The 21,672-nt window shown below is 44.4% G+C and carries 16 protein-coding genes; 7 read left to right on the forward strand and 9 right to left on the reverse strand.

Going from position 1 to position 21,672, the window contains the following annotated elements; translation table 11 throughout:
• The first annotated feature begins 185 nt into the window (after positions 1 to 185).
• Both ACNURT_RS23960 and ACNURT_RS23965 read left to right on the forward strand, forming a co-directional pair.
• Positions 186 to 926, forward strand: coding sequence for a M17 family peptidase N-terminal domain-containing protein (locus tag ACNURT_RS23960; RefSeq protein WP_419699799.1), 741 nt, complete (start codon positions 186 to 188; stop codon positions 924 to 926).
• An 81-nt stretch (positions 927 to 1,007) separates the two neighbouring features.
• Positions 1,008 to 3,296 carry a glycosyl hydrolase family 95 catalytic domain-containing protein gene (locus ACNURT_RS23965; protein ID WP_419699800.1) on the forward strand — a complete coding sequence of 763 codons (2,289 nt, stop codon included), beginning with the start codon at positions 1,008 to 1,010 and terminating at the stop codon, positions 3,294 to 3,296.
• A gap of 32 nt (positions 3,297 to 3,328) precedes the next feature.
• On the opposite strand, the gene ACNURT_RS23970 is transcribed toward ACNURT_RS23965, so the two are convergent.
• Positions 3,329 to 4,846 carry an FAD-dependent monooxygenase gene (locus ACNURT_RS23970; RefSeq protein ID WP_419699801.1) on the reverse strand — a complete coding sequence of 506 codons (1,518 nt, stop codon included), beginning with the start codon at positions 4,844 to 4,846 and terminating at the stop codon, positions 3,329 to 3,331.
• A gap of 41 nt (positions 4,847 to 4,887) precedes the next feature.
• Complete coding sequence (locus tag ACNURT_RS23975) at positions 4,888 to 5,706, reverse strand: helix-turn-helix domain-containing protein (protein WP_419699802.1); 819 nt, start codon at positions 5,704 to 5,706, stop codon at positions 4,888 to 4,890.
• A 320-nt stretch (positions 5,707 to 6,026) separates the two neighbouring features.
• On the opposite strand from ACNURT_RS23975, the gene ACNURT_RS23980 reads away from it, so the two are divergent.
• Entirely contained in the window at positions 6,027 to 6,443 is a 417-nt protein-coding gene (locus tag ACNURT_RS23980; protein WP_419699803.1) for an acyl-CoA thioesterase, read from the forward strand.
• 108 nt (positions 6,444 to 6,551) lie between these two features.
• Complete coding sequence (purD, locus tag ACNURT_RS23985; protein ID WP_419699804.1) at positions 6,552 to 7,826, forward strand: phosphoribosylamine--glycine ligase; 1,275 nt, start codon at positions 6,552 to 6,554, stop codon at positions 7,824 to 7,826.
• A gap of 147 nt (positions 7,827 to 7,973) precedes the next feature.
• On the opposite strand, the gene ACNURT_RS23990 is transcribed toward purD, so the two are convergent.
• The 3 genes from ACNURT_RS23990 to ACNURT_RS24000 all read right to left on the reverse strand — a co-directional run bounded on the left by ACNURT_RS23990 (position 7,974) and on the right by ACNURT_RS24000 (position 11,604).
• Positions 7,974 to 9,119: a redoxin domain-containing protein gene (locus ACNURT_RS23990; protein WP_419699805.1), complete on the reverse strand. Its 1,146-nt coding sequence runs from the start codon at positions 9,117 to 9,119 to the stop codon at positions 7,974 to 7,976.
• 72 nt (positions 9,120 to 9,191) lie between these two features.
• Positions 9,192 to 10,364, reverse strand: a complete 1,173-nt coding sequence (locus tag ACNURT_RS23995) for a redoxin domain-containing protein (RefSeq protein WP_419699806.1) — start codon at positions 10,362 to 10,364, stop codon at positions 9,192 to 9,194.
• A gap of 58 nt (positions 10,365 to 10,422) precedes the next feature.
• Positions 10,423 to 11,604, reverse strand: a complete 1,182-nt coding sequence (locus ACNURT_RS24000) for a formimidoylglutamase (protein WP_419699807.1) — start codon at positions 11,602 to 11,604, stop codon at positions 10,423 to 10,425.
• A 177-nt stretch (positions 11,605 to 11,781) separates the two neighbouring features.
• Here ACNURT_RS24000 and ACNURT_RS24005 point away from each other — a divergent pair, with 177 nt between their 5' ends.
• Together ACNURT_RS24005 and ACNURT_RS24010 are read left to right on the forward strand one after the other, a co-directional pair.
• Positions 11,782 to 12,753, forward strand: a complete 972-nt coding sequence (locus tag ACNURT_RS24005; RefSeq protein ID WP_419699808.1) for an NAD-dependent epimerase/dehydratase family protein — start codon at positions 11,782 to 11,784, stop codon at positions 12,751 to 12,753.
• 120 nt (positions 12,754 to 12,873) lie between these two features.
• A complete protein-coding gene (locus ACNURT_RS24010) occupies positions 12,874 to 14,163 on the forward strand; it encodes an HAD-IB family phosphatase (RefSeq protein WP_419699809.1) in 1,290 nt (429 codons plus the stop codon).
• Between the two features lie 89 nt (positions 14,164 to 14,252).
• Here the strand turns inward: ACNURT_RS24010 and ACNURT_RS24015 are convergent, their stop codons facing one another.
• Entirely contained in the window at positions 14,253 to 14,723 is a 471-nt protein-coding gene (locus tag ACNURT_RS24015) for a universal stress protein (RefSeq protein WP_370996830.1), read from the reverse strand.
• A 196-nt stretch (positions 14,724 to 14,919) separates the two neighbouring features.
• Here ACNURT_RS24015 and ACNURT_RS24020 point away from each other — a divergent pair, with 196 nt between their 5' ends.
• A complete protein-coding gene (locus ACNURT_RS24020; protein ID WP_419699810.1) occupies positions 14,920 to 15,867 on the forward strand; it encodes a tryptophan 2,3-dioxygenase family protein in 948 nt (315 codons plus the stop codon).
• A gap of 201 nt (positions 15,868 to 16,068) precedes the next feature.
• On the opposite strand, the gene ACNURT_RS24025 is transcribed toward ACNURT_RS24020, so the two are convergent.
• The 3 genes from ACNURT_RS24025 to ACNURT_RS24035 form a co-directional block, all read right to left on the reverse strand.
• A complete protein-coding gene (locus ACNURT_RS24025) occupies positions 16,069 to 18,120 on the reverse strand; it encodes a M13 family metallopeptidase (RefSeq protein WP_419699811.1) in 2,052 nt (683 codons plus the stop codon).
• 256 nt (positions 18,121 to 18,376) lie between these two features.
• On the reverse strand, positions 18,377 to 19,702 hold the full coding sequence (locus ACNURT_RS24030; RefSeq protein WP_419699812.1) for an MFS transporter: 1,326 nt from the start codon (positions 19,700 to 19,702) through the stop codon (positions 18,377 to 18,379).
• Between the two features lie 423 nt (positions 19,703 to 20,125).
• Complete coding sequence (locus ACNURT_RS24035; RefSeq protein ID WP_419699813.1) at positions 20,126 to 21,505, reverse strand: M20/M25/M40 family metallo-hydrolase; 1,380 nt, start codon at positions 21,503 to 21,505, stop codon at positions 20,126 to 20,128.
• Between the last annotated feature and the right edge of the window lie 167 nt (positions 21,506 to 21,672).

Genomic DNA, 21,672 nt, shown 5'->3' on the forward strand with positions numbered 1-21,672 from the left:
ATTTACAGTTATTTGAGATGAAATTTATATTAAAAACCGTAAACCATGTAAACTCAGATTTTGCTTTGTTGATGAGGGCTAAGCCAAACTAATAATGGTGCCAATATGATGAGATATGCTGGATTGGACAATAATTTAATGGATAAGTTTTTAACTTTATATCGGCCCTTTTAACAGGCATCCCTATGAGAAAAATCTACTCATCTTACTTATTTATTACTTCATTACTGATACTGGCGCTATGCGGCATGCGTTCGAATGCCCAGGGAATCAAAGTAACTAAAGATATTTTACCGGCAATTGGTACCACATCGGCGTTGGGACAGATAAGCGGCATAACCATAGCCGCAACAGTCCAAAGTCCTTCTGCCGAAGATACACCCTTGCAAATTGTATGTGTATTTGAATATGAAGAAGGGGATATTTATAAATCTCCGCCTGCTTTGCCGCCTGCATTAAATGGATTGGTACATATCGATCATCAGTTAAACGGACTGATTACGGAACTACGCAAAAGCGGGAAATTTAAAGGACATGCTTTAGAGACTTTATTATTAAGTCCGCCTCCCGGTACTATCCCGGCAAAAAAATTATTGCTGATTGGTTTGGGCAAAAAGACCGACTTTAAACCCGATCTGATGGTGGGTGTTGGAAGTACAGGGATGAGGGAAGCCTTACGTTTGGGTGTAAGCAGCTACGCTCACGCCAGCGATTTAAAAGATGGCGGCCTGGATTCGCCAACGGGGCTCATCGCCACCAATGTTATTCAGGGCGCGGTAGAAGCCTATCAAACAGAGCTCTTTCTAAAACAAAAAAATTATAGCAGCCTTACTCCTGTAACAAAAATAACGCTACTGGCAGGTCCTGCATTTTATGCTATTACAGCAAAGGCGGTATCTGCCTATGTCAAAACCCTAAGTAATTAATTATCATGTCATCAAAAAAGCCATTACAGCAAAATCGCTAATCCAGACGATCATATACTTGATTTGCAACTATCCATATCTATGAAAAAAATAATCCTGATCATCACCTGTATTTTATTTTATAACAGTGTGTTTGCACAAAATGAGATTAGCCATGATTTACAATTTGATACCCTGGCCAGGCGATGGGACGAAGCTATTCCACTGGGTAATGGTATGCTTGGAGCATTGATATGGCAAAAGGGCAATCATTTGCGCTTTTCGTTAGACAGGGCCGATCTTTGGGACCTGCGCCCCATGAAGGGGCTGCACCGTAAAGAATTTAGCTATCAGTGGGTAATTAACCAGGTCAATAAAAAAGATTATGCACCGGTACAAAAGTATCTGGACGAGCCTTATGACCATGAACCAGCCCCTTCCAAAATTCCCGGCGGCGCATTGGAGTTTGATACCAAAGATTGGGGCAAGGTAAAATCTGTTAATTTGCATTTACCCAATGCCTTGTGTGTTGTTAAATGGGCAAATGGCACTATGCTGAAAACCTTTGTACATGCAACAGCACCGGTAGGCTGGTTCAGGTTTGAAAATATTAAAAGCGATTTTGAACCCAAGCTAATTGCCCCAAAATACCAGGGAGAAGTAAAAGTATCCGGCGATCCGGTTGGCGGCGATGACCTGTCACGGTTGGGTTATCCTGCGGGAACCATTAGTCAGCAGCGTAATAGCATTACCTATAAACAAAAGGGCTGGGGTGGTTTTACCTACCAGATCAATGTAAGCTGGCATAAAGTAAATGCAACTACCATAGAAGGCGTGTGGACCATCTCGTCACAATATCCCGCTAAAAAGATTAATCCCACAGCTGCTATAGTATCCGCAAACGCGTTAAAACGGGGGCTTCAGGCTGATTTCGAATCGCATGAAAACTGGTGGGATAATTTCTGGAGTAAATCGGCCATTCATATACCAGACGCGTTGTTGGAGAAACAGTGGTACCTGGAACAATACAAATTTGGCTCGGCATCAAGAACGGGCGCCCCACCGATCTCGCTGCAAGCGGTATGGACGGCAGATAACGGTCGACTTCCGCCCTGGAAAGGCGACTTTCACCACGATTTGAATACCCAGTTAAGCTATTGGCCCAGCTACAGCGCCAATCATTTGAATGAAGGTATGGCCTATCTGAACCATTTGGATGCTAATAAAGCTAATTACCAGCGGTACACAAAAATGTATTTTGGTAAAAATGGGTTGGCCGTACCGGGCGTTACTACCATGACCGGTACAGAAATGGGCGGGTGGATACAGTATTCACTTTCACCAACGGTATCTTCCTGGCTGGGTCAGCATTATTATTTGCAATGGCGCTACAGTATGGATAAAAACTTTTTGCGAACCCGAGCCTACCCCTGGATAAAAGCAACCGCCACATTTATTGAAAGCCTGACCAGTTTGGATAGTAAAGGGCATCGCAAATTGCCTATCAGCTCAAGTCCCGAGATCAATGATAACGATATTACAGCCTGGTTCCACCAGAACACCAATTACGACCTGGCTTTAATGAAATTTACATTTAAAGCCGCTACAGAACTGGCCGCAGAGCTGGATCAAAAGACCGAGGCCGCGCACTGGAAAAAGATATATGATGAGTTTGATGATTTCGCGATAACACCGGCTAATGAACTGATGTTTGCGCCTTCCATGGCTTATAACCAATCGCACAGGCATTTTTCAAATATGCTATGCATTTATCCGCTGGGATTGGTGAAATGGGAAGATGGTGAAAAGGCACAATCCATTATCAAAAATTCCATTCATTTGCTGGATAGTATAGGCCCCGCTTATTGGTGTGGCTATTCCTACTCCTGGCTGGCTAATATGAAAGCGCGGGCAAAAGACGGGCAGGGTGCGGCTAAGGATCTGACCATTTTTGCAAAGGCGTTTTGCTCTATCAATAGTTTTCATTTAAATGGCGACCAAACCAAGTCGGGTTATTCTAAGTTTCAATATCGCCCTTTTACCTTAGAGGGAAACTTCGCCTTCGCTTCTGGTTTGCAGGAAATGTTGCTGCAAAGTTATGCCGGCTTTATTGAGGTAACACCAGCTGTACCAACTACCTGGAAAAACCTTTCCTTTGAAAATTTACGGGCCGAGGGAGCTTTTCTGGTCAGTATAAAAAAAGAAAACGGACAGATAGATGAAGTAAAGATTGTATCAGAAAAAGGTGGAAAAACTAAATTGAAGCTTCCCTTCAAAACGTGGTTTGCCCAAAATCAAACAGATGTTGAAATGGGCGCCGTTAAAGATGGTCTTATTGATCTGGACTTTAAACCCGGCGCCGTGCTGGTTTTAAAAAACGGATATGAATGATAACTCAAGACTCTGTTTTTATTCGTTACAGGTTAAGTAAACCAGAGTCCGGTAGCTTGTTCGACCCCTGCAAGATCAGGTTGGTCAGCAGTCCAGGCGATGATCCCATCAGGGCGTATCAATAAGGCGCTCAAGCCTAATTGGTCCTTCGCCTGGCCCGAAACGTACTTTATCTGATCGCCATAGTGATCAACCAAAGTTTTAAGGGAATCGTTGTTATCAAAATCAAGCAGTATCCCAAGGCCATCATGCATTAAGTCGCCAATTGTAGTATCACACTCCAACTCAAAGTTAGGTACGCTGTGGCCCACTAAGGGATGCTTGCCGGCAAGATTATAATGGGTGTTAACGCCCCACACACGCCCGGCAACGTAGGTGGCCCCATCGCGGGTATTAATAAGGTTCCGGACAATCGCATACAGTGCACGGGCAGCCGGATCTGTTTTCATGATGGCAACCTGGGCTCGCGACCAATCCAGCACCTCAGCACCAATTGGATACCGTTCTGTATAATAACTATCCAGCAAGCCTTCCGGGGCCTTATTTTGGATTGTCGCGGCAAGTTTCCAACCCAGGTTCATGGCATCGCCCAACCCAAGGTTAAGCCCCTGGCCGCCCAGCGGCGCATGTATGTGCGCGGCATCGCCGGCTAAAAATACCCGCCCGTTTCGATAAGTTGTAGCCTGCCGTGCCCGGTCGGTCCAGGTGGTTGCAACATGTAGAGCACTGATCGTAATATCGGTGTTCGAGATGCGGCGGAGCATTTCCTGCAGGTGTTCAAGCGTTATCGGCTTTTTTGAATGATGAAATGCACCGCCGTCAAAATCCTGTATTAATAGGTAACCCGGCTGTGATTGCATGTACATGCCCCTTGGTGTTACATTTCGGCCCGGGTTGAGCTTTTCCGGGTCGGTTAGGTCAACCAGTGTTGAGTAGCCGGTAAATTCCGGCTCTGTTCCGGCGAATTCAAAACCGCCCGTCTTGCGAACGGCACTGCGGGCTCCATCGCAACCCACCAGCCATTTACCTTGAAAAGATTGGTCATCAGACCGAACGGTCACCCCATCCACGGTTTGATGGAAGCCGGTTATGGCATGCCCCCGTCTTAGCTCTACGCCCAGGGCTTCCGCGCGGCGGGTTAATACGGTTTCAAGCTCCCACATCTCCGAAATTAAATTGGTTTCGGTTGAAGCTGGAAGGCGATATTCCCATTGTGAGGTGTCAATATCGCCGAAATTAAATGGAATACCGGCGAAGTGCCCTCCCTGGCGCTGCGCTCCTTGTTTGGCGTTTTGGTGCGGGTTTTTAACTCGTTCGTGGAGCTTAAGGTCTTTTAGTAAATCACGGCGGTAAAGCGCTTCAATGGTAGGTGCATTAAGCCCCCGTATTCCAAAAGGCATTTGTTTTAATGGTGAGTATGGATCTTCGGCCTTTTCCAGTATCAGGACTGAACATTTGGCCAGAGCCAGTTCACAGGCAAGGAACAGGCCTACAGGCCCCGCACCGGCTATAATCACATCGTATATAGTTGAATATTTTGTAGTTTTCATTTTTAAATTATTACTTCACAAAATTCTGAAATGTTCCGCCCTTAGGATTGTATAAACGCGACAAAATCGCCGTTTACTACCGGTCTCTCTTTTTTTGCTTTACGGGCGAACGCCGCCGGCGTGGTACCACTGTAGCGTTTGAATTCCTTGCTCAAGTGGGCCTGATCAGTATAGCCCAGCTCATGTGCTAAGCCGGCAATGTTGGTATCCGGATAACGCCATAATTGGTTTCGCACCTGTTCAAAACGCATCAGGGCCGACACATCCTTAACTGTATAACCAGATGATTGCTTGAAATTCCTTTCCAGTGTACGTACCGTAGCATGGGCCGCCTCTGCAACCTGGCTTACCGGCATAGCACCGTTGGCTTTTCGCATGGCAACTCCCGCTTTGAATAGCATACTGCTGGTAGCTACACCCGACCATGCATCCATGAAATATTGCTTTACCTCTGCTATCGCTTCATCTATTTTACCGGCATGAACCAGCTTATCCAATATAGGTTGAAGCCGGACGATAGGGTGCTCAAATATATGCACCGCACCTTTACCCGATGGTAGTCCGAGCAGATCGAATACCGTCCATGGATAGCACCTGATGGCAATGATCTCTAAACGATTTTTAGAGTAAAAAACAGCAGGTTGATTAAGCAGGCCCATCATAAATGGTGACGGTAAGGCCTGCAAACCTCCTTGATGCATCCTGCTGCAGCAGCCTCCAAAATGAAAAATAATTTCGGCATAGCCATCGGGTTGTACCTCAAAATCTGATGGCACTTCTCCTGATTCTCTTTTGTTGTACCAAAAGCACTTGATGGTATCCCGTAGTTCTTCAGGAGGTTCAAATTCTTGGTGTAGCATTTTTAAAGATAGCACATTTGAGAGCATAGGATACAAACAAGAGATAAAGTAGTTATTTCAGTGTTTTCAGAATGTATTCCCAAACCTTTTGCTTTATTCTTGAACAGGCAAAGCAAGATCTGTAGTTTTTATCCTTTCCTAAGAGAATAGATCAAACTAAACCCAATAGGTCATGTTCATGGTACAAAATCTGTAATACTATGAAAGATATCTTTGCTAAATAAGCTTAATAAATATTGATTTATAAAAAAATCAGACTGCACGTAGCCTAAATTTTTAGTTTATATATTTGCCGTCCTGCCCTATTAAAATACATACTTATGGAATATTCTAAAAATTACGTTGCTAAAGAAGAACACATCGATGTTCAGGAAATTATGGATGGTTTGTATTACCCTTTTTATATGGAATACTGCCGGCATGATTACATCCGCGAAGTACTGGGTTTTGATCTGGAGATCGAAGCTAAAAATGGTGTATACATGGTACTTTCAAACTACAGCATCAGCTTTTTACGCTCCTTAAAAAAAGGCGATAACTTTACCGTAACCTGCGAGCTTTTTGCCGACAAAGGCGGTGCACCGAAGCTGCATTTTAAACAATCCATTATTCTGAATAATAAAGTGATGACCAAGGCTGTTTTTACCGGCACCTGCGTACCAGCTACAGGCGGCAGACCTTATTTACCGGCATCGGTATTGGAAAAAGTAAAAGATGCCCCTGTATTAGAAGCCTAACCTGATCGGGATAGATGAAGAAAAGACCTTTAGCCTGGTGGTTAAAGGTCTTTTTTATGAGATAGAGTATCGTCCGAAACTTAATGTCAAATAACTATCTTTGCCGCCATGAATATCCTGATCCTCGGTTCGGGCGGAAGGGAAAGTGCCTTCGCCTGGAAAATCGCTCAAAGTCCAAAGTGTCAAAACCTTTTTATTGCACCCGGTAATGCCGGTACTACGCAGTATGGCACCAATGTTAACCTTAAAGTTACCGACTTTGAAGGCATCAAGACTTTTGTGCTCAGCAATGACATCAACCTGGTTCTGGTTGGCCCCGAGGAACCGCTGGTAAAAGGCGTTCATGACTTTTTCCTGAACGATGAGCAATTGAAAAGTATTCCTGTGGTAGGTCCGCAGCAGGAAGCAGCCCAGTTGGAGGGCAGCAAGGACTTTTCCAAACAGTTTATGGAAAAGCATAACATCCCTACAGCAGCTTACAAAACCTTCACCAAAGATACTTTGCAGGAAGGTTTAACTTACCTGGCCACCGCCGGATTACCCGTTGTGCTAAAAGCAGATGGATTGGCAGCGGGCAAGGGCGTGTTAATATGCACCACCCTTGAAGAAGCCCAACTGGAGCTTACCGAAATGCTGGCCGAAGCCAAATTTGGTGAAGCCAGTTCGCGCGTGGTTATTGAACAGTTTTTAACAGGTATTGAGCTTTCGGTTTTTGTAATGACCGATGGCAACAACTATAAGATACTACCCGAAGCCAAGGATTACAAACGTATTGGCGAAGGCGATACCGGCCTGAATACCGGTGGCATGGGCTCTGTTTCGCCGGTGCCATTTGCCGATGCTGCCTACATGAAAAAGGTAGAAGAGAAAGTGATCATCCCTACCATTGAAGGCTTAAAAAAGGACGGCATACCTTACAAAGGCTTTATTTTTATTGGTTTGATGAACAGCGAAGGTGAGCCTTGGGTAATTGAATACAACTGCCGCATGGGCGATCCGGAAACAGAAAGCGTGATGCGCCGTATCGATTCGGATTTTGTTGATCTGCTGCAAGGTGTTGCCGAAGTAAACCTTGATCAGAAAGAATTAATAATCAGCCCTAAAACCGCGGCTACCGTAGTGATGGTGGCAGGCGGATATCCGGGCGAGTACCTTAAAAACAAGGTGGTCACCGGAACAGAGAATATTCATGAATCTATTGTTTTTCATGCAGGTACATCAACCGATGGCGATAACGTGATCACCACTGGCGGTCGTGTTTTGGCGATTACAACTCTACAGGACAATATGTTTAAAGCCCTGCAACAAGCCACCGCCGATGCCAGTCGCATTTATTACGATGGCATGTATTTCAGAAGAGATATTGGGTTTGATCTGTTGTAGTTCATTGGTTCACCTGTTCATTAGTTCATTGGGGACATAGTTCAATAAAACCATCATCTCATGAAAAAGCCAGATCGTCTAAATAGCAATCTGGCTTTTTGTACATGTTCACCAATGAACCAGTGAACCAATGAGCTGATAAACCATTTATATCTTCCCGAAAATTTGGGCCAGTTTATTTTCAAGTTCTTCGCCTCTCAGGTTTTTGGCGATGATCTTGCCGTCGGGATCCAATAAAAAGTTTTGTGGAATGCCGCGCACTGCATATAACGCGGCAGCTTTACTATCCCAGAATTTCAGGTCGGATACATGATTCCAGGTCAGGCCATCTTTATGAATAGCTGCCAGCCATTTATCTTTAGCATTTGGTCGGTCTAAAGACACGCCCAGAATAGTAAATTTTTTGTTTTTATATTTATTGTAAGCCACCACAACGTTCGGGTTTTCCCTGCGACATGGGCCGCACCATGAAGCCCAGAAATCAATCAGCACATATTTTCCACGGAATGACGACAGGCTGATCTCCTTACCGCTGGTATCGGCTTCGGCAAATTCAGGCGCTGTTGCACCCAAAGCAACCGCTTTGAGCTTAGGCATACGCTCAGCGAATTTTTTACCGGCCTCTGTTTCCTTTACAGCAGGCGTTAAAGCAGTGAATAAAGGTTCAATATCTACATAGTCGGCACTATAAGCATAGCCTTCCAGCGCATTCAGGCTGATGTAAGAATCAGGATTGTCTTTAATGAATTGTTTATCAACAAGTGTGCTTTTATCGTCAATGGCTTTTTCCTCGGCAGACAGTTGCTTGGCAAACGCCGGATCGGCTTGTTGCTCGGGCGTTGCGGCTTTACGTTTAGCGGCAAGAGCCTCATAAGCATCATTTATCGGCTTTTGAGCCAGCTTATATTTTTCGTTATCCTTATTGGTTTTGGGCCCGTCAACTTTGGCATTGGCCAGCAGATCGGCAGTAGTTACGTTAACGGTTCCGGCTTCAATATAAATGGAACGGTAATCGTCACTATTATTAGCGCCATTACCTTTGTTGTTAAACACTAGGTAAGCATTAACCGGATCACTACCTGTTACGCCCGCAAACTGGAACTTACCCCCGGCCAAAGTAACCGAGTCAATTATAGTTTTACCTTGTTTACGGTATTCCAGGTATACTTTTGCGGGTGCGTTATTGTCACCAATTTTTCCCTGAATGGTATATTTTGCATCCTGTGCAAAACCTATAGCCGGCATGCCTGCCAATGCTAATAAAGCTATCTTTTTTAGTGCGGTGCTGTTCATACGGCAAAATAGTAATATTTTAATTATATAAATACTTATTAATTAAAATATTACCGTACTAATACCACAATACTATATTTTACCAAATAGCTCCTGCAATTTGGCGTCCAGGTCTTCACCACGCAGGTTTTTGGCAATGATCTTACCGTTAGGGTCAATCAGGAAATTTTGGGGGATAGAGCTTACCTGGTAAAGCCCTGCAGCTTCATTATTCCAGAATTTAAGATCGGATACTTGCGTCCACTCCAATCCGTCGCTTTTAATTGCGGCCAGCCAGGCTGATTTGCCTTCGGGCTTATCCAATGATACCCCTAATACGGTGAAGTTTTTGGTTTTATATTTATTATAGTTACGTACCACGTTTGGGTTTTCCTGACGGCAAGGGCCACACCAGGACGCCCAAAAATCAATCAGCACATATTTCCCCCTAAATGATGATAGCTTAACCGGTGCACCGTTTACATCATTCTGTATAAAATCTGGCGCTACGGCTCCTATGGCGGTTACTTTTAATGCGTCAATACCGTGTTTCAGGTTTTTACCGCTCTCGGAATCCCGCAAGCTTTGAGATAAACCATTAAATAAGGGTTCAATCTCCGTAGGGTCAGGTGCTGGTCCTGCTACGGAATTTATAGCCAGCAAACTCAGATAACTATTCGGGTTGTTGGTAATAAAATTTTTGAGCACTGCCTTTTGTTCGGCCTGGATGTTTTTATAACGGGCCTGCATCCTGGCCTGAAAATCAGGCGCTTTTTGCTGATCGGGTGTAGCAGCTTTGGCTTCAGCCATTAATGCCTGTGCTTTTTTATTAATCGCGGCCAGTTGCCCGGTAAGCCTCCGGTTATCATCATTTAAAACCGAACCCGAAATGAGTGATTTAGAAAGCGAATCTTTACTATTGACGGTTATCGTCCCTTTTTCCAGGAAAAGATTCAAATCATCCGCTGTGTTTGATGGACCGCCGTCGGGATAGTTTTGCTGAATAAATTTGTTCAGACCAATACCTTTATAATCCAGTGCCAAAGTTGCATTCACCGGGTTTAATATGGATCCCTTAAAGCTAAAACTACCGGTGGTTACGCTCGATGAATCCACCACATTATTGGAACCCAACTGGTATATCAGGTACACTTTGGCGGGAGCACCAAGAGCGCCTACTTTACCATTGATAGTAAAAGTGTCAGAAGTTTGGGCAAATGCCATTAAGGGCAGCATAGCCGCCATAGAGAAAATCAGTTTCTTCATCAGAATATCAAAACTATAAGCATTCATAACGCAAGAATGCCGGTTGAATTATAATTTATCAGTTTAATTTTTGGTAAGTGCGCCACCAAAGATCAGGTAATTCGCCAGAAGCTGCCATTTTATAATCGGCATAACTGCAGGGCACCAGGTGAAAACGCTCATTCCGGGATCCACCTGTGGGGTACGGCACCTGCATCCACCAGCGGTCAGATTTCTTGCTTTTTACAAACACCACTTCCTGATCTTCGTGCTTTAAACTTGTTTTATAGATGAGGTATTGACTTTTTGGGTTGAGCGGAAAATCGCGCTTACGGTTATAAACTCCCTCAATAAAATACCAGATCATTTGCGCCAGCTGCGTAGCGGTTTGACCGTTGCTGTCATAAGCCGGGTTAAATTCATAGAAACCAATGGAGGTTAGCTTATCATTAAAACCGGCATAACGGCAAAGCTGACAAGCTTCTTCACCGTAAAAACCGTTGGGCGTGGCATTGGCATTGCCCATGGCATCGGCAGATCGGATGGCCCCAACATCAAAACTAATCATACTCGCATTACGGATGGCCGGCTCGGTAACTGCCACATTGCCGGTAAGCTCGCCCAGGCGGTGTACATCAAAATAAAGCTTCTCCATTACCCTCAGGCTCTCCTGACTTACAAAATAAGTTTGGTAACCCAGGTTGCTGTAATTGAACAGGAAATTAGGCTCATGCAAAAATATTTTGTTGAGATAGGATGTTGAGGTGGTTTCAATGCCGCCCTGGATATCGTCCTCATCCAGGTCAAAATGCGAGTCGATCACCACCAGATCAACCTTTTGTTCCAGCTCTTCATAGCCCAGGTATTGCGCATAGGTCAAGTCCTGACCGCCGCCTAATATAATAGGAATAATATCTTTTTTAATGAGCTCGGCCACTACGGTTTTAAGCGCGAAATAAGTATCAGTCACTGTGGCGCCGGCGCGTATATTACCCAAATCGGCAATTTTTACACTGTAGCCACCTTCATAAAGCTGGAAAAGTTTTTCGCGGATATAATCGGGACCAAGGGCACAACCCTGATTATCGGTAGCATTACGATCATCCATAACACCAATGATGGCCAGGTCGGTTTTTTCTTCCAGATCGGGAAAATCGACAGAATAATGCACAATTTTATCGCCAAGCTGGCTGGTATAATATCCCTTTTTAGGAGCGATCTTTTTAAGATCAATAGGTGTAAAAAAATCAGCTAAGGACATAATGTTTTAATGTGCAAATATGCAGATGTGCAAATGTGCAGATTTTTTGTCTGAACCCAAATTTTCAGAATTAATGAATTATTGGAATTGAAGTTAATTTACCCACGAGAAAATCATTTCCCACATCTGCATATCCGCACATCTAAAATCTGCACATTTATTATCACATTTGCACATATGATACTGATCACCGGCGCAACAGGTTTTTTAGGAGCTGAACTGGCAAAACTGCTGGTGAATTCAGGCCAACACATCCGTTGCACAAAAAGGAGTACTTCCAGGATACCCACACTGTTAACCCCCTATCAAACGCAAATAGAATGGGTTGACGCTGATATGCTGGATATATTTGCTTTGGCCGACGCGCTGGAAGGTGTTACACAGGTTTATCATTGCGCTGCCTGGGTATCTTTAAAACAGGCCGATAAAGCTCCCATGATCAATACCAATGTTACGGGTACGGCTAATGTGGTTAACCTGTGTACCGAGCGCGGCATACGGATGGTTCATGTAAGCTCCATAGCTGCCATTGGTATAGCCAAACCGGGGGAGCTGATCACCGAGAACCATCACCTGGAGCAATCAACAGAGAACGATGGTTATGCCATATCCAAGCTGGAAAGTGAAATGGAAGTATGGCGGGGCATAGCCGAAGGCCTGGATGCCGTGATTGTTAACCCTTCCCTTATTTTAGGGGCAAGCGCTGGTACATCTGGTACGGGTGCATTATTCAAAACCGTACAAAAGGGACTTAAATATTATACCGGTGGCAGCGGTGGTTTTGTTGATGTGGAGGATGTGGCCAAATGTATGGTTGCCCTCATGAACAGCGATATTACTGCCGAGCGTTATATCATCAGCGCAGAAAATTATACTTATCAGAATATGACCACCGAAATCGCCCGTGATTTTGGCATAAAACCACCATCCAAATTAGCCAAACCCTGGATGATGGGTCTGGCCTGGCGCGGCGCAACTGTACTGGCTGCCTTAACCGGTGGATCACCTGCTATTGATAAGGTTTCGGCACGGGCAGCTTCCGAGGTCCGCAATTTCGATAATTCAAAGATCAGGGAAGCTATCGGCATAGAGTTTAAACCGGTGAGTGAAACTATCGCGGAGGTTTGTAAAGCGTTAAATGTTCATTAGTTCATTGGGTGATTTAGTTCATTAGTATCATGTTGGAGTAATTGTGCGCTAAAACCAATGAACTAAATCACCCAATGAACTAATGAACCAACAAAAAAAATTCGCACATTTGCGCCCAAGATGGAGCAGTACTTTATTATTGATTTCGACAGCACGTTTACACAGGTAGAGGCCCTTGACGAACTGGCCCGCATTTCCCTCAAAAATCACCCCAACCGGGAGGACATTTATAAACAGATAGAAGATCTGACCAACGCTTCAATGGAAGGCCGGTTGTCATTTACCCAAAGTTTGGAAAACCGCGTTAAACTATTAGAGGCCAACCGCGATCATTTAAAGCAACTCATTACCCATCTTAAGAAAAAAGTATCCACGTCTTTTTCTCGGAATACCATATTCTTTAAAAATCATCAGGACGAGGTTCTCATCGTATCTGGTGGCTTTAAGGAGTTTATTACCCCGGTTGTTACCGAATATCATATCAAAAAAGAAAACATCTACGCCAACACATTCGTGTTTGACGAGGATGGCAAGATCATTGGCTATGATCGTGAAAATCCATTGTCACAAGAAGGTGGTAAGGTTAAACTACTGAAAGAGCTTCAGCTCCCCGGCGATATTTATGGTATTGGTGATGGTTATTCGGATTTCCAGCTGAAGGAATCGGGCATGATCAAAAAATTCTTCGCCTTTACCGAAAACATCGAACGCAAATCGGTAGCCGAAAAAGCCGATCACATAACACCCAGCTTCGACGAGTTTTTATACCTCAATAAACTGCCGCGCGCTATATCATATCCAAAAAACCGCATCAAATGCCTCATAGTAGGTAATGTGGATGATGACGCGCTGGCGCAAATGAAAAAAGAAGGCTATAACCTGCGCCACCGCGAAAGCATTGAAGAAAAATACCTGGAAGAAGCCGGTGTTTTATTTTGTGACGAAGCTAATCAGCCCACTCCTGAACAGGTACAAAACGCGGGCAGACTAAAAGTGATCGGTATTTTTGGCAAAAGCAGTCGTAAGCTGGCTGATGTGGCTACAGAAAGTGGTATCATCATATTTGACGATCCTAAACATAACCCACACAATAACGATTTTATACCTCGTCGCGTAATGGCTTTTATGAATGAGGGTAAAACACATACCAGCTGTAACTTTCCCGATCTGCAGCCACCTCGTGTAAGTAATGCCCACCGGCTTATACATATCCACAAAAACATACCAGGTATACTGGCCAAAATAAACGAAGTATTTGCTCGCCACAATATCAATATAGTAGGCGAATTTTTGGTTACTAACGCCCAGATAGGCTATGTAATTACCGATGTAAACACCGGTTATGATCCGCAGGTACTTAACGAGCTAAAAGCTATTGAGCATACCATTAAGTTTAGGTTGCTGTATTAATACGTTGTGAGTTATATGTTTTACGTAGTACGTTTAAAAGATTCAAAAATCTTATAACGTAAAACGTACCACGTAAAACCTAAACAGCCTTATTCCACAAACGGCACCACCAGCACCGGAACTGCCGAATGGCGCACCACATGCTCGGCAACGCTGCCGATGAGCAAACGGTCGAAGCCTGAACGTTTGTGTGTGCCAATTACAATCATATCAGCATTAAACTCTTTACAGCAGTCAATTATCCCTTCGGCCCGGGAGCCGTATTGCTTAAAGGCTGTTATTTCCACCCCATCTCCAAATTCTTTGATGGTATTAGCGATAAGCATTTCTGTTTGGCTGTTTTGTACCTCGTTTAACTCCACGTCCTGAATGCCAAAAGTGCTATCCATAGGTGTTCCGGTTAAATTATCTGCAGGTGTCGAAGGCATGACAATGGGTTCGATGATGTGCACCAAGCCTACAGCGGCTTTATAATCCCGGGCCATATCAAAGCCATAAGCAGCGGCATTGCGCGCATAAGCGCTATCGTCAATCCCTATAAGTATTTTACTGATCTTCATGAGGTTTAATGCTTTTGATCAGAATTTACAGAATTATTCAATTAACAGAATAACTAAGTACAATTCTGAAAATCCTTACATTCTGAAAATTCCGGTTCAGATAATTGCTATAAAGACATTTATGCCGCAAAAATGTTTCTGCTTTTTGCAGATATCATACCAATTTGCCGATATCTCATTTTTACTACCTTTGATTATGCATTTCCATCCTGAAATTGAAGATCGCCTGGCACGTTTGCAGGAAAAATATGAAGCCATGGGGCAGGACATGACCTCCTACCTCGACGGTCTGCTGCATGCCGACTTTTTAACCTACTGGGATTATATCCACCTGGATACCCTACTAAGTTTACAGAGCCCCAAAACACCCTTTCCTGATGAGGAGATATTCATTATTTATCACCAGATCACCGAACTGTATTTTAAACTGGCCCTGCATGAGTGCCGGCAAATTGCCGAAGCACAGCCGCTAACGGTTGATTTTTTTACCGCGAGGTTAAAACGCATCAACCGGTATTTTGGCGCCCTTACCCAATCATTCGAGATCATGGTTGATGGGATGGAAAAAGAGCAATTCCTGAAATTCCGGATGTCGTTATTACCAGCCAGCGGATTTCAATCGGGCCAGTACCGTATGATTGAGATATATGCCACCGATTTCATTAACCTGGTTGATAAAGACAAACGTCTGGAACTCAGCAAGGCCTCCATTGAAGACCAGTTTGAGTACCTATACTGGAAATTTGGCGCGACAGAACTATCCACCGGCAAAAAGACACTCACCCTTAAACAATTTGAGAAAAAATATTCCAAAACATTTATTGAATTGGGCAAAGCCAGCGTTAACCACAACTTTAACGCCTTGGCCTGCCAGTTTGAAACCGCCGGACAATTAACACCCGAACTCAAACTGGAGCTTAAACAACTGGACGTGAACGTGAATATCAACTGGCCGTTATCGCACTATAAATCGGCGGTAAGATACCTGAACCGCGAGCCCGAAGAGATCAAAGCCACCGGCGGTACCAACTGGCAAAAGTACCTGCCTCCCCGTTTCCAGAAACGGATATTTTATCCATTACTCTGGACTGCCGATGAGCTTGACAACTGGGGTAAGGCCTGGGTAGAGAGCGTATTAGCTTAAAGCAGAAAGCTAAAAGCCCAAAAAGCAGGTCATCCTGAACTTGTTTCACTGTTGTCCGCGGAAGTAAAATCGTAAAAACCTTTACCGGACAACAGTGAAACAAGTTCCGCATGACGTTACTCATAAAATAAAAAGTCCCACCTGGTTTCAGGTGGAACTTTTTATTTTTCCCATTGTCTGTGTCCTCGCGGGCAATTATATCTACCAAACCTTCACACGCTCATTTTCAGGGCGGTAAAGTTTGTCGCCGGGTTTTACGTCAAATGCTTTGTAAAATGCAGGGGTGTTTGACAGCGGACCGTTCACACGGTACATCTCTGGTGAGTGCGGGTCAACGCTGATACGCATACGCATAGTTTCGTCGCGGGTTTTGATGCGCCATACCTGGCCAAACGACAGGAAGAAACGCTGATCTGGCGTAAAACCATCGATTTTGGCATCGCCTTTACCCTGCTCGGTTCTTTTGAACGCTTCGTAAGCGATTGCTACACCGCCAATATCGGCCAGGTTTTCACCCTGGGTAAGGCTGCCGTTTACATGCAGGTTGTTCAATACAGTGAATTTGTTGTACTGTTCGATCATCAGGCCTACACGACTTTTAAACTTATCAGCATCGGCTTTTGTCCACCAGTCTTTCAGGTTACCGTCTTTATCGTACTGGCGACCTTGATCATCAAAACCATGGGTCATTTCGTGACCGATAACCGCACCAATAGCGCCATAATTAATAGCATCATCGGCATCCTTATCAAAGAAAGGAAATTGCAATATACCAGCCGGAAAAACGATCTCATTAAAGGTGGGGTTATAATAGGCGTTAACGGTTGGCGGTGTCATGCCCCATTCGGTTTTATCAACCGGTTTGCCTGCTTTTTTGATCATTTCATTATAATGATGACGGGCAATGGATTCCTGATTTTTGTAATAAGCATCCTTACTAATCGTTACATCATCATAAGTTTTCCATTTATCGGGATAACCAATTTTCTTGGTAAAGGCGGCCAGTTTAGCCAAGGCTTTGGCCTTGGTTTCGGGGCTCATCCAATCCAGTTTTTCAATACGGTCCTTGTATACGCTTTGCAGGTTATTTACCAGCGTAAGCATACGTTGTTTAGCATCAGGGGTAAAATACTTCTCTACATAAAGCTGCCCTAATAATTCGCCAATACCACCATCAACGGTTTCAATAACGGTTTTCCAACGCTCCTGTTCTTGTTTTTTACCACTCAACGTTTTGCCGTTAAACTCAAAGTTGGCATCTCTGAAAGCTTTACTCAGGGCTGTTGAAGCGTTATCTAAAGCAGTAAAAGTTGCCTTATCTTTCCAAACCTCAATAGGTTCAGATTTTAAAAGGCCATCCAACGCTTTAAAATAAGCAGGCTGACCCACCAAAACGGTATCTGCACTTAGCTCCAGGTGTTTAAAAGCATCCTTTAGGTCGATATCCGGGACCTGTTTTTGCAAATCCGCAACGGCGAATTTATTGTAGTTCTTAACCGGGTCGCGCAGTTCGGTTGGTGTCAGGTGCGATTTAGCTATCAAGGTTTCCAGTTTTAAGATACCATCGGCTTTTTTAGTTGCCGTAGCTTCGTCAACACCAGTCAGCGTAAACAATTTGGCTATGTATTTTACATAGGCGGCACGTATTTTAACCGTAGCCGAGTCGCTGTTGAAATAATAGTCGCGGTTAGGTAAGCCTAAACCCGCCTGGTCAAAATGAGCGATATTTTGGGTGCTGATACGGTCGTCCGGGGATACGTAAAATCCTAATAAAAAGCCGCTGCCCTCTTTATAGCTATCGGCCGCCAGGCTTATCAATCCTTTATAATCCTTCACCGCGGCAATTTTTGCCAGTACGGGCTTAACAGGCTCATAACCCAGCTTTTCGATTCCTACGGTATCCATACCGCTGGTGTACAGATCGGCCACTTTTTGCTCCTTGCTGCCTGCAGCGTTATCCTGTTTGGTAATTTCTTCCAGTATTTTGTGCAGGTTTTTCTGGTTATCATCATACAGCGTATAAAACGAACCCCATCCGCGCTGCGATGCTGGTATCTCGGTTTTTTTTAACCATGCACCGCTCGCGTACAAATAAAAATTGTCGCCGGGTTTTACCGTGGTGTCCATACCTGTTTTATCAAAAAATACGGTGCGTTTAGGGGCATCATCCGTTGATGACGACTCCTTTTTTTGGCCGCATGACGCTAAAATAGCGACAGGAATAGCCACCAAAGCCCATTTTGTTATTCTCATAAATTGTTTTTTAAATGTCAGTCCTAAAAAATCTAAGTTATAAAGTTCAATTGATAATAACTAAGACGCAACTGACATATATCTGTTACACAACAGGCTTAACTTCAGCTGCAGAAAGCCTCATCTAAACGGCGAAGCCCTCATGTAATAATCCTCTCCAAAGGAGAGGACTTTGAAATAAACGTGATAAATTCAAATGGCTATTCTGTATAAAAGTATCAGAACCCTCTCCTTTGGAGAGGGCAGGGTGAAGCTTTTACACAACAGGCTTAACTTCGACCTCAGCAGGCGGCTGAATCTGGTTAAGCGACAATGGAATGAGTTTTTTGGTTTTGAGATAAGTGATACCTACAATAAGCATGGTCATGCTGCCGCCAAATATTACGGCAGGTACGGTGCCCAGCAAACGGGCCGCGGTTCCGGATTCAAAAGCACCGATCTCGTTGGATGAGCCAATGAACATCTGGTTTACGGCTGATACCCGGCCACGCATATGATCGGGCGTTAACAATTGCATAATGGTACCGCGGATAATTACGCTGATACTGTCAAAAGCACCCTCGGTAAATATGAAGAAAAGCGACAGATAAAAACTGCGCGATAAGCCAAAGCAAATGATACTTAAACCAAAGCCGGTAACCGCTATCAACAGGTTGCGCCAGGGTTTACCCATGGGCGAAAACCGCGTCATCACCAGCATGGTGAGTACCGCGCCCAGTGATGCTGTGGCACGCATAATGCCCAAACCTTCGGCACCTACTTTCAGTATCTCATTGGCAAATACGGGCAGCAAAGCTACCGCGCCACCAAAAAATACCGAGAATAGATCCAGACTCATAGCACCGATCATCATTTTATTATGGAACACAAAATGGATCCCTTCTGACAGGCTTTTCCAGATACTTTCTTTGGGCACAAAAACCGGCGGATATTTGCGCAGGAAAAAAACCAGCACCAATGATATCAGCAGAAAAAATATAATAACCGAGAATGTTGCCGTAATACCACTTAAACCAGGAACTATTTTACCGGCATAGCCATAGATCAATCCACCCGCTGCCGGCCCGACAATAGAAGCCACCTGCCAGCTGGAACTGCTCCAGGTACTGCCGTTAGGGTAAATCTCTTTGGGAATGCTATGGGCGTAAACTGTAAAAGTAGCCGGGCCGTAAAACGCTCGGGCTATACCATTACAAAATATCATGGCAAAAATAATGGGCACAATCCAGTCTTTGTGTATTATACTGTGCATGCTATCGAGCGTAACGGTAAACATCACCAGCGAAGTGAGGATCACCATAGCAAATATGATGAGCAGCATTTTGCGCTTTTCGGACTTATCGGCAATGTAGCCGCCATACAGCGCTATGCCTATGGCCGGTATAGCCTCGCAAAGGCCCACCAGGCCCAGTGCAAAAACACTTTTGGTGATCTGGTAAATATAAAAGCCGATAACAACGGCCTGCATTTGATAAGCAAAGGTGAAACAAAAGCGCATGCCAATGTAAGATCTGAAATCTTTGTATCGCAATGCTGCAAAGGAATCTACTTTCTGAGGTTTACTATCTCCGTCTTCGGTCACAGTGTTGTTTTAGATGTACTGCAAATTTACGATACCATTTTGGGATTATTAAATGCGATGGCAGGTTTTTTATTGGACAAATTAGGGTAATTGTTGGTCTCGAAAAAGCAATATAAAATTTGTCATCCTGAGCGATAGCGAAGGATCTTCTTCAGTATGAATGCTGTTCAATAGATCTTTCATTTTGGCCGCATAACAAAATTTGGTTTATGAGAGCATTATTTAGGTTTATTTTCTCATGGCGTTCCCTCCTGAGTCGGGGCCGGCTATCCGCTCATACTACTCAGGCCTTAGTCGCAAGGCCGGTATCCGCTGCTATCCTTAACGCAATAAAAAGCCGCCTGTGAGGACACAGACGGCGGGAAAGATTCCTATTTGATCAATCAGACAATCTGCACATCTGAAATTTGCACATCTGCACATCTACAACCCATGCTGATCTATCAGGTAAATAAACGCTGCCATGCCGGCGGCGCCCAGCTCCAGCTCGCGTTTATTTACGTTTTCAAACACATCATTCGGAGTATGGTGAATATCAAAATAACGTTGCGAATCCGGACGGTAACCGATCAGCACTACGCCTGGCAGTTTTTCTTTCATCGGTTCAATATCGGTACCACTGCCGCCGATGGTTAGTTTATCAACCTCGTAAGGCTCCAGGATGGCTTTGTATTTACTGTTGATGTTTTTGATAAAATCGTTGGATACACCGTCAAAACTAAATCCGCGCGGGGTAAAACCGCCTTCATCTGTTTCTATGGCAGCAATGTGTTGTTCTTTATTTTGCACAGCCAGTTCGGCATATTTGGTACCGCCTTTATGGCCGTTCTCCTCATTCATAAAAAATACAGCCCGTACCGAGTTTTTAGGTCGGTAACCTATCGCTTTAAATATGCGCAGTACCTCGGCCGATTGCATGACGCCCGTACCATCATCATGTGCGCCTTCGGCCAGGTCCCATGAATCCAGGTGGCCGCCTACGCTGATAAATTTATTAGGGTTTTCGGTACCGGTCAACTCGCCGATCACGTTGTAGGATAATACATCGGGCAATAACTGGCAGTTTTGTTTAAAGTAAAATTTTATCAATGGCAGTTTGCGCAAACGCAGCATATTGCTCAGTTTATCAGCTGCTTTGGTTGATATGGCAGCTGCAGGTATCAGCTGAGTGCCTGGGCCAGACAACGTAGCGCCGGTATGCGGATAATCGTCAATGCTTTCCGTCAAGGAGCGTACAATAACACCTACAGCTCCATATTTGGCTGCTGCGGCAGGTCCGATAAAACGTTGGTCGCCGGCAGTACCATAGGCATGCCCGGTTTCGATGAAACGTGGATCAAACGGACGATTAAAGAAAACGATCTTGCCTTTGATCACGCTTTCACCCAGTGTCTCCAGTTCTTTCAGACTCCGTACCTCTACCACATTGGCGGTGATACCTTCTTTGGGCGTAGCTATGGTCATTCCCAATGCAGCGATAGGCACAGGAATACGGGTTTTACCATCAATAATAAAAGCGGTCTCCTTTGCACCACGAACCCAATGCGGCACCATTACCTCTTGCAAATAAACCTTATCAAAGCCATAGCTTTCCATTAGCTTTTTGCTCCACTCCACCGCTTTTTGCGCGTTGGCCGAACCGCTTAGGCGCCCGCCAATATTTTTACACAGATAATGCAGGCTTTCATAGGCCTTGCCGTTTACAAGGGCCTCATCATAAATTTTACGAATAGTTAAGGAGTCCTGCGCTTGTAGCAGGGAAGCTGTAAAAAGTGCAGCCAGCACCAGGGAAAATTTCTTCATGTGATATTAAGATCAGTTTTAACAAATGTAATATTTTGAAGGAAAAAAGGAGTATCTGGATATCATTTCCGCTTTACATTCCCTTTCGCTCGTTTGCAACCGCGAGTGCAAGATTGATATTTTAAAGCATGTGTGCTCCGTTAGGAGCTACCCATTTGTAGTCAAAT

This window comes from Mucilaginibacter sp. NFX135, from assembly GCF_048565145.1.
Classification (GTDB): Bacteria; Bacteroidota; Bacteroidia; order Sphingobacteriales; family Sphingobacteriaceae; genus Mucilaginibacter.

What these genes read in the sequence shown, in the direction of transcription:
- ACNURT_RS23960 (WP_419699799.1), top strand. Translation starts at nt 186, where the DNA reads ATGAGAAAAATCTACTCATCTTACTTATTTATTACTTCATTACTGATA.
- ACNURT_RS23965 (WP_419699800.1), top strand. Translation starts at nt 1,008, where the DNA reads ATGAAAAAAATAATCCTGATCATCACCTGTATTTTATTTTATAACAGT.
- ACNURT_RS23970 (WP_419699801.1), bottom strand. Translation starts at nt 4,846, where the DNA reads ATGAAAACTACAAAATATTCAACTATATACGATGTGATTATAGCCGGT.
- ACNURT_RS23975 (WP_419699802.1), bottom strand. Translation starts at nt 5,706, where the DNA reads ATGCTACACCAAGAATTTGAACCTCCTGAAGAACTACGGGATACCATC.
- ACNURT_RS23980 (WP_419699803.1), top strand. Translation starts at nt 6,027, where the DNA reads ATGGAATATTCTAAAAATTACGTTGCTAAAGAAGAACACATCGATGTT.
- purD (WP_419699804.1), top strand. Translation starts at nt 6,552, where the DNA reads ATGAATATCCTGATCCTCGGTTCGGGCGGAAGGGAAAGTGCCTTCGCC.
- ACNURT_RS23990 (WP_419699805.1), bottom strand. Translation starts at nt 9,119, where the DNA reads ATGAACAGCACCGCACTAAAAAAGATAGCTTTATTAGCATTGGCAGGC.
- ACNURT_RS23995 (WP_419699806.1), bottom strand. Translation starts at nt 10,364, where the DNA reads ATGAAGAAACTGATTTTCTCTATGGCGGCTATGCTGCCCTTAATGGCA.
- ACNURT_RS24000 (WP_419699807.1), bottom strand. Translation starts at nt 11,604, where the DNA reads ATGTCCTTAGCTGATTTTTTTACACCTATTGATCTTAAAAAGATCGCT.
- ACNURT_RS24005 (WP_419699808.1), top strand. Translation starts at nt 11,782, where the DNA reads ATGATACTGATCACCGGCGCAACAGGTTTTTTAGGAGCTGAACTGGCA.
- ACNURT_RS24010 (WP_419699809.1), top strand. Translation starts at nt 12,874, where the DNA reads ATGGAGCAGTACTTTATTATTGATTTCGACAGCACGTTTACACAGGTA.
- ACNURT_RS24015 (WP_370996830.1), bottom strand. Translation starts at nt 14,723, where the DNA reads ATGAAGATCAGTAAAATACTTATAGGGATTGACGATAGCGCTTATGCG.
- ACNURT_RS24020 (WP_419699810.1), top strand. Translation starts at nt 14,920, where the DNA reads ATGCATTTCCATCCTGAAATTGAAGATCGCCTGGCACGTTTGCAGGAA.
- ACNURT_RS24025 (WP_419699811.1), bottom strand. Translation starts at nt 18,120, where the DNA reads ATGAGAATAACAAAATGGGCTTTGGTGGCTATTCCTGTCGCTATTTTA.
- ACNURT_RS24035 (WP_419699813.1), bottom strand. Translation starts at nt 21,505, where the DNA reads ATGAAGAAATTTTCCCTGGTGCTGGCTGCACTTTTTACAGCTTCCCTG.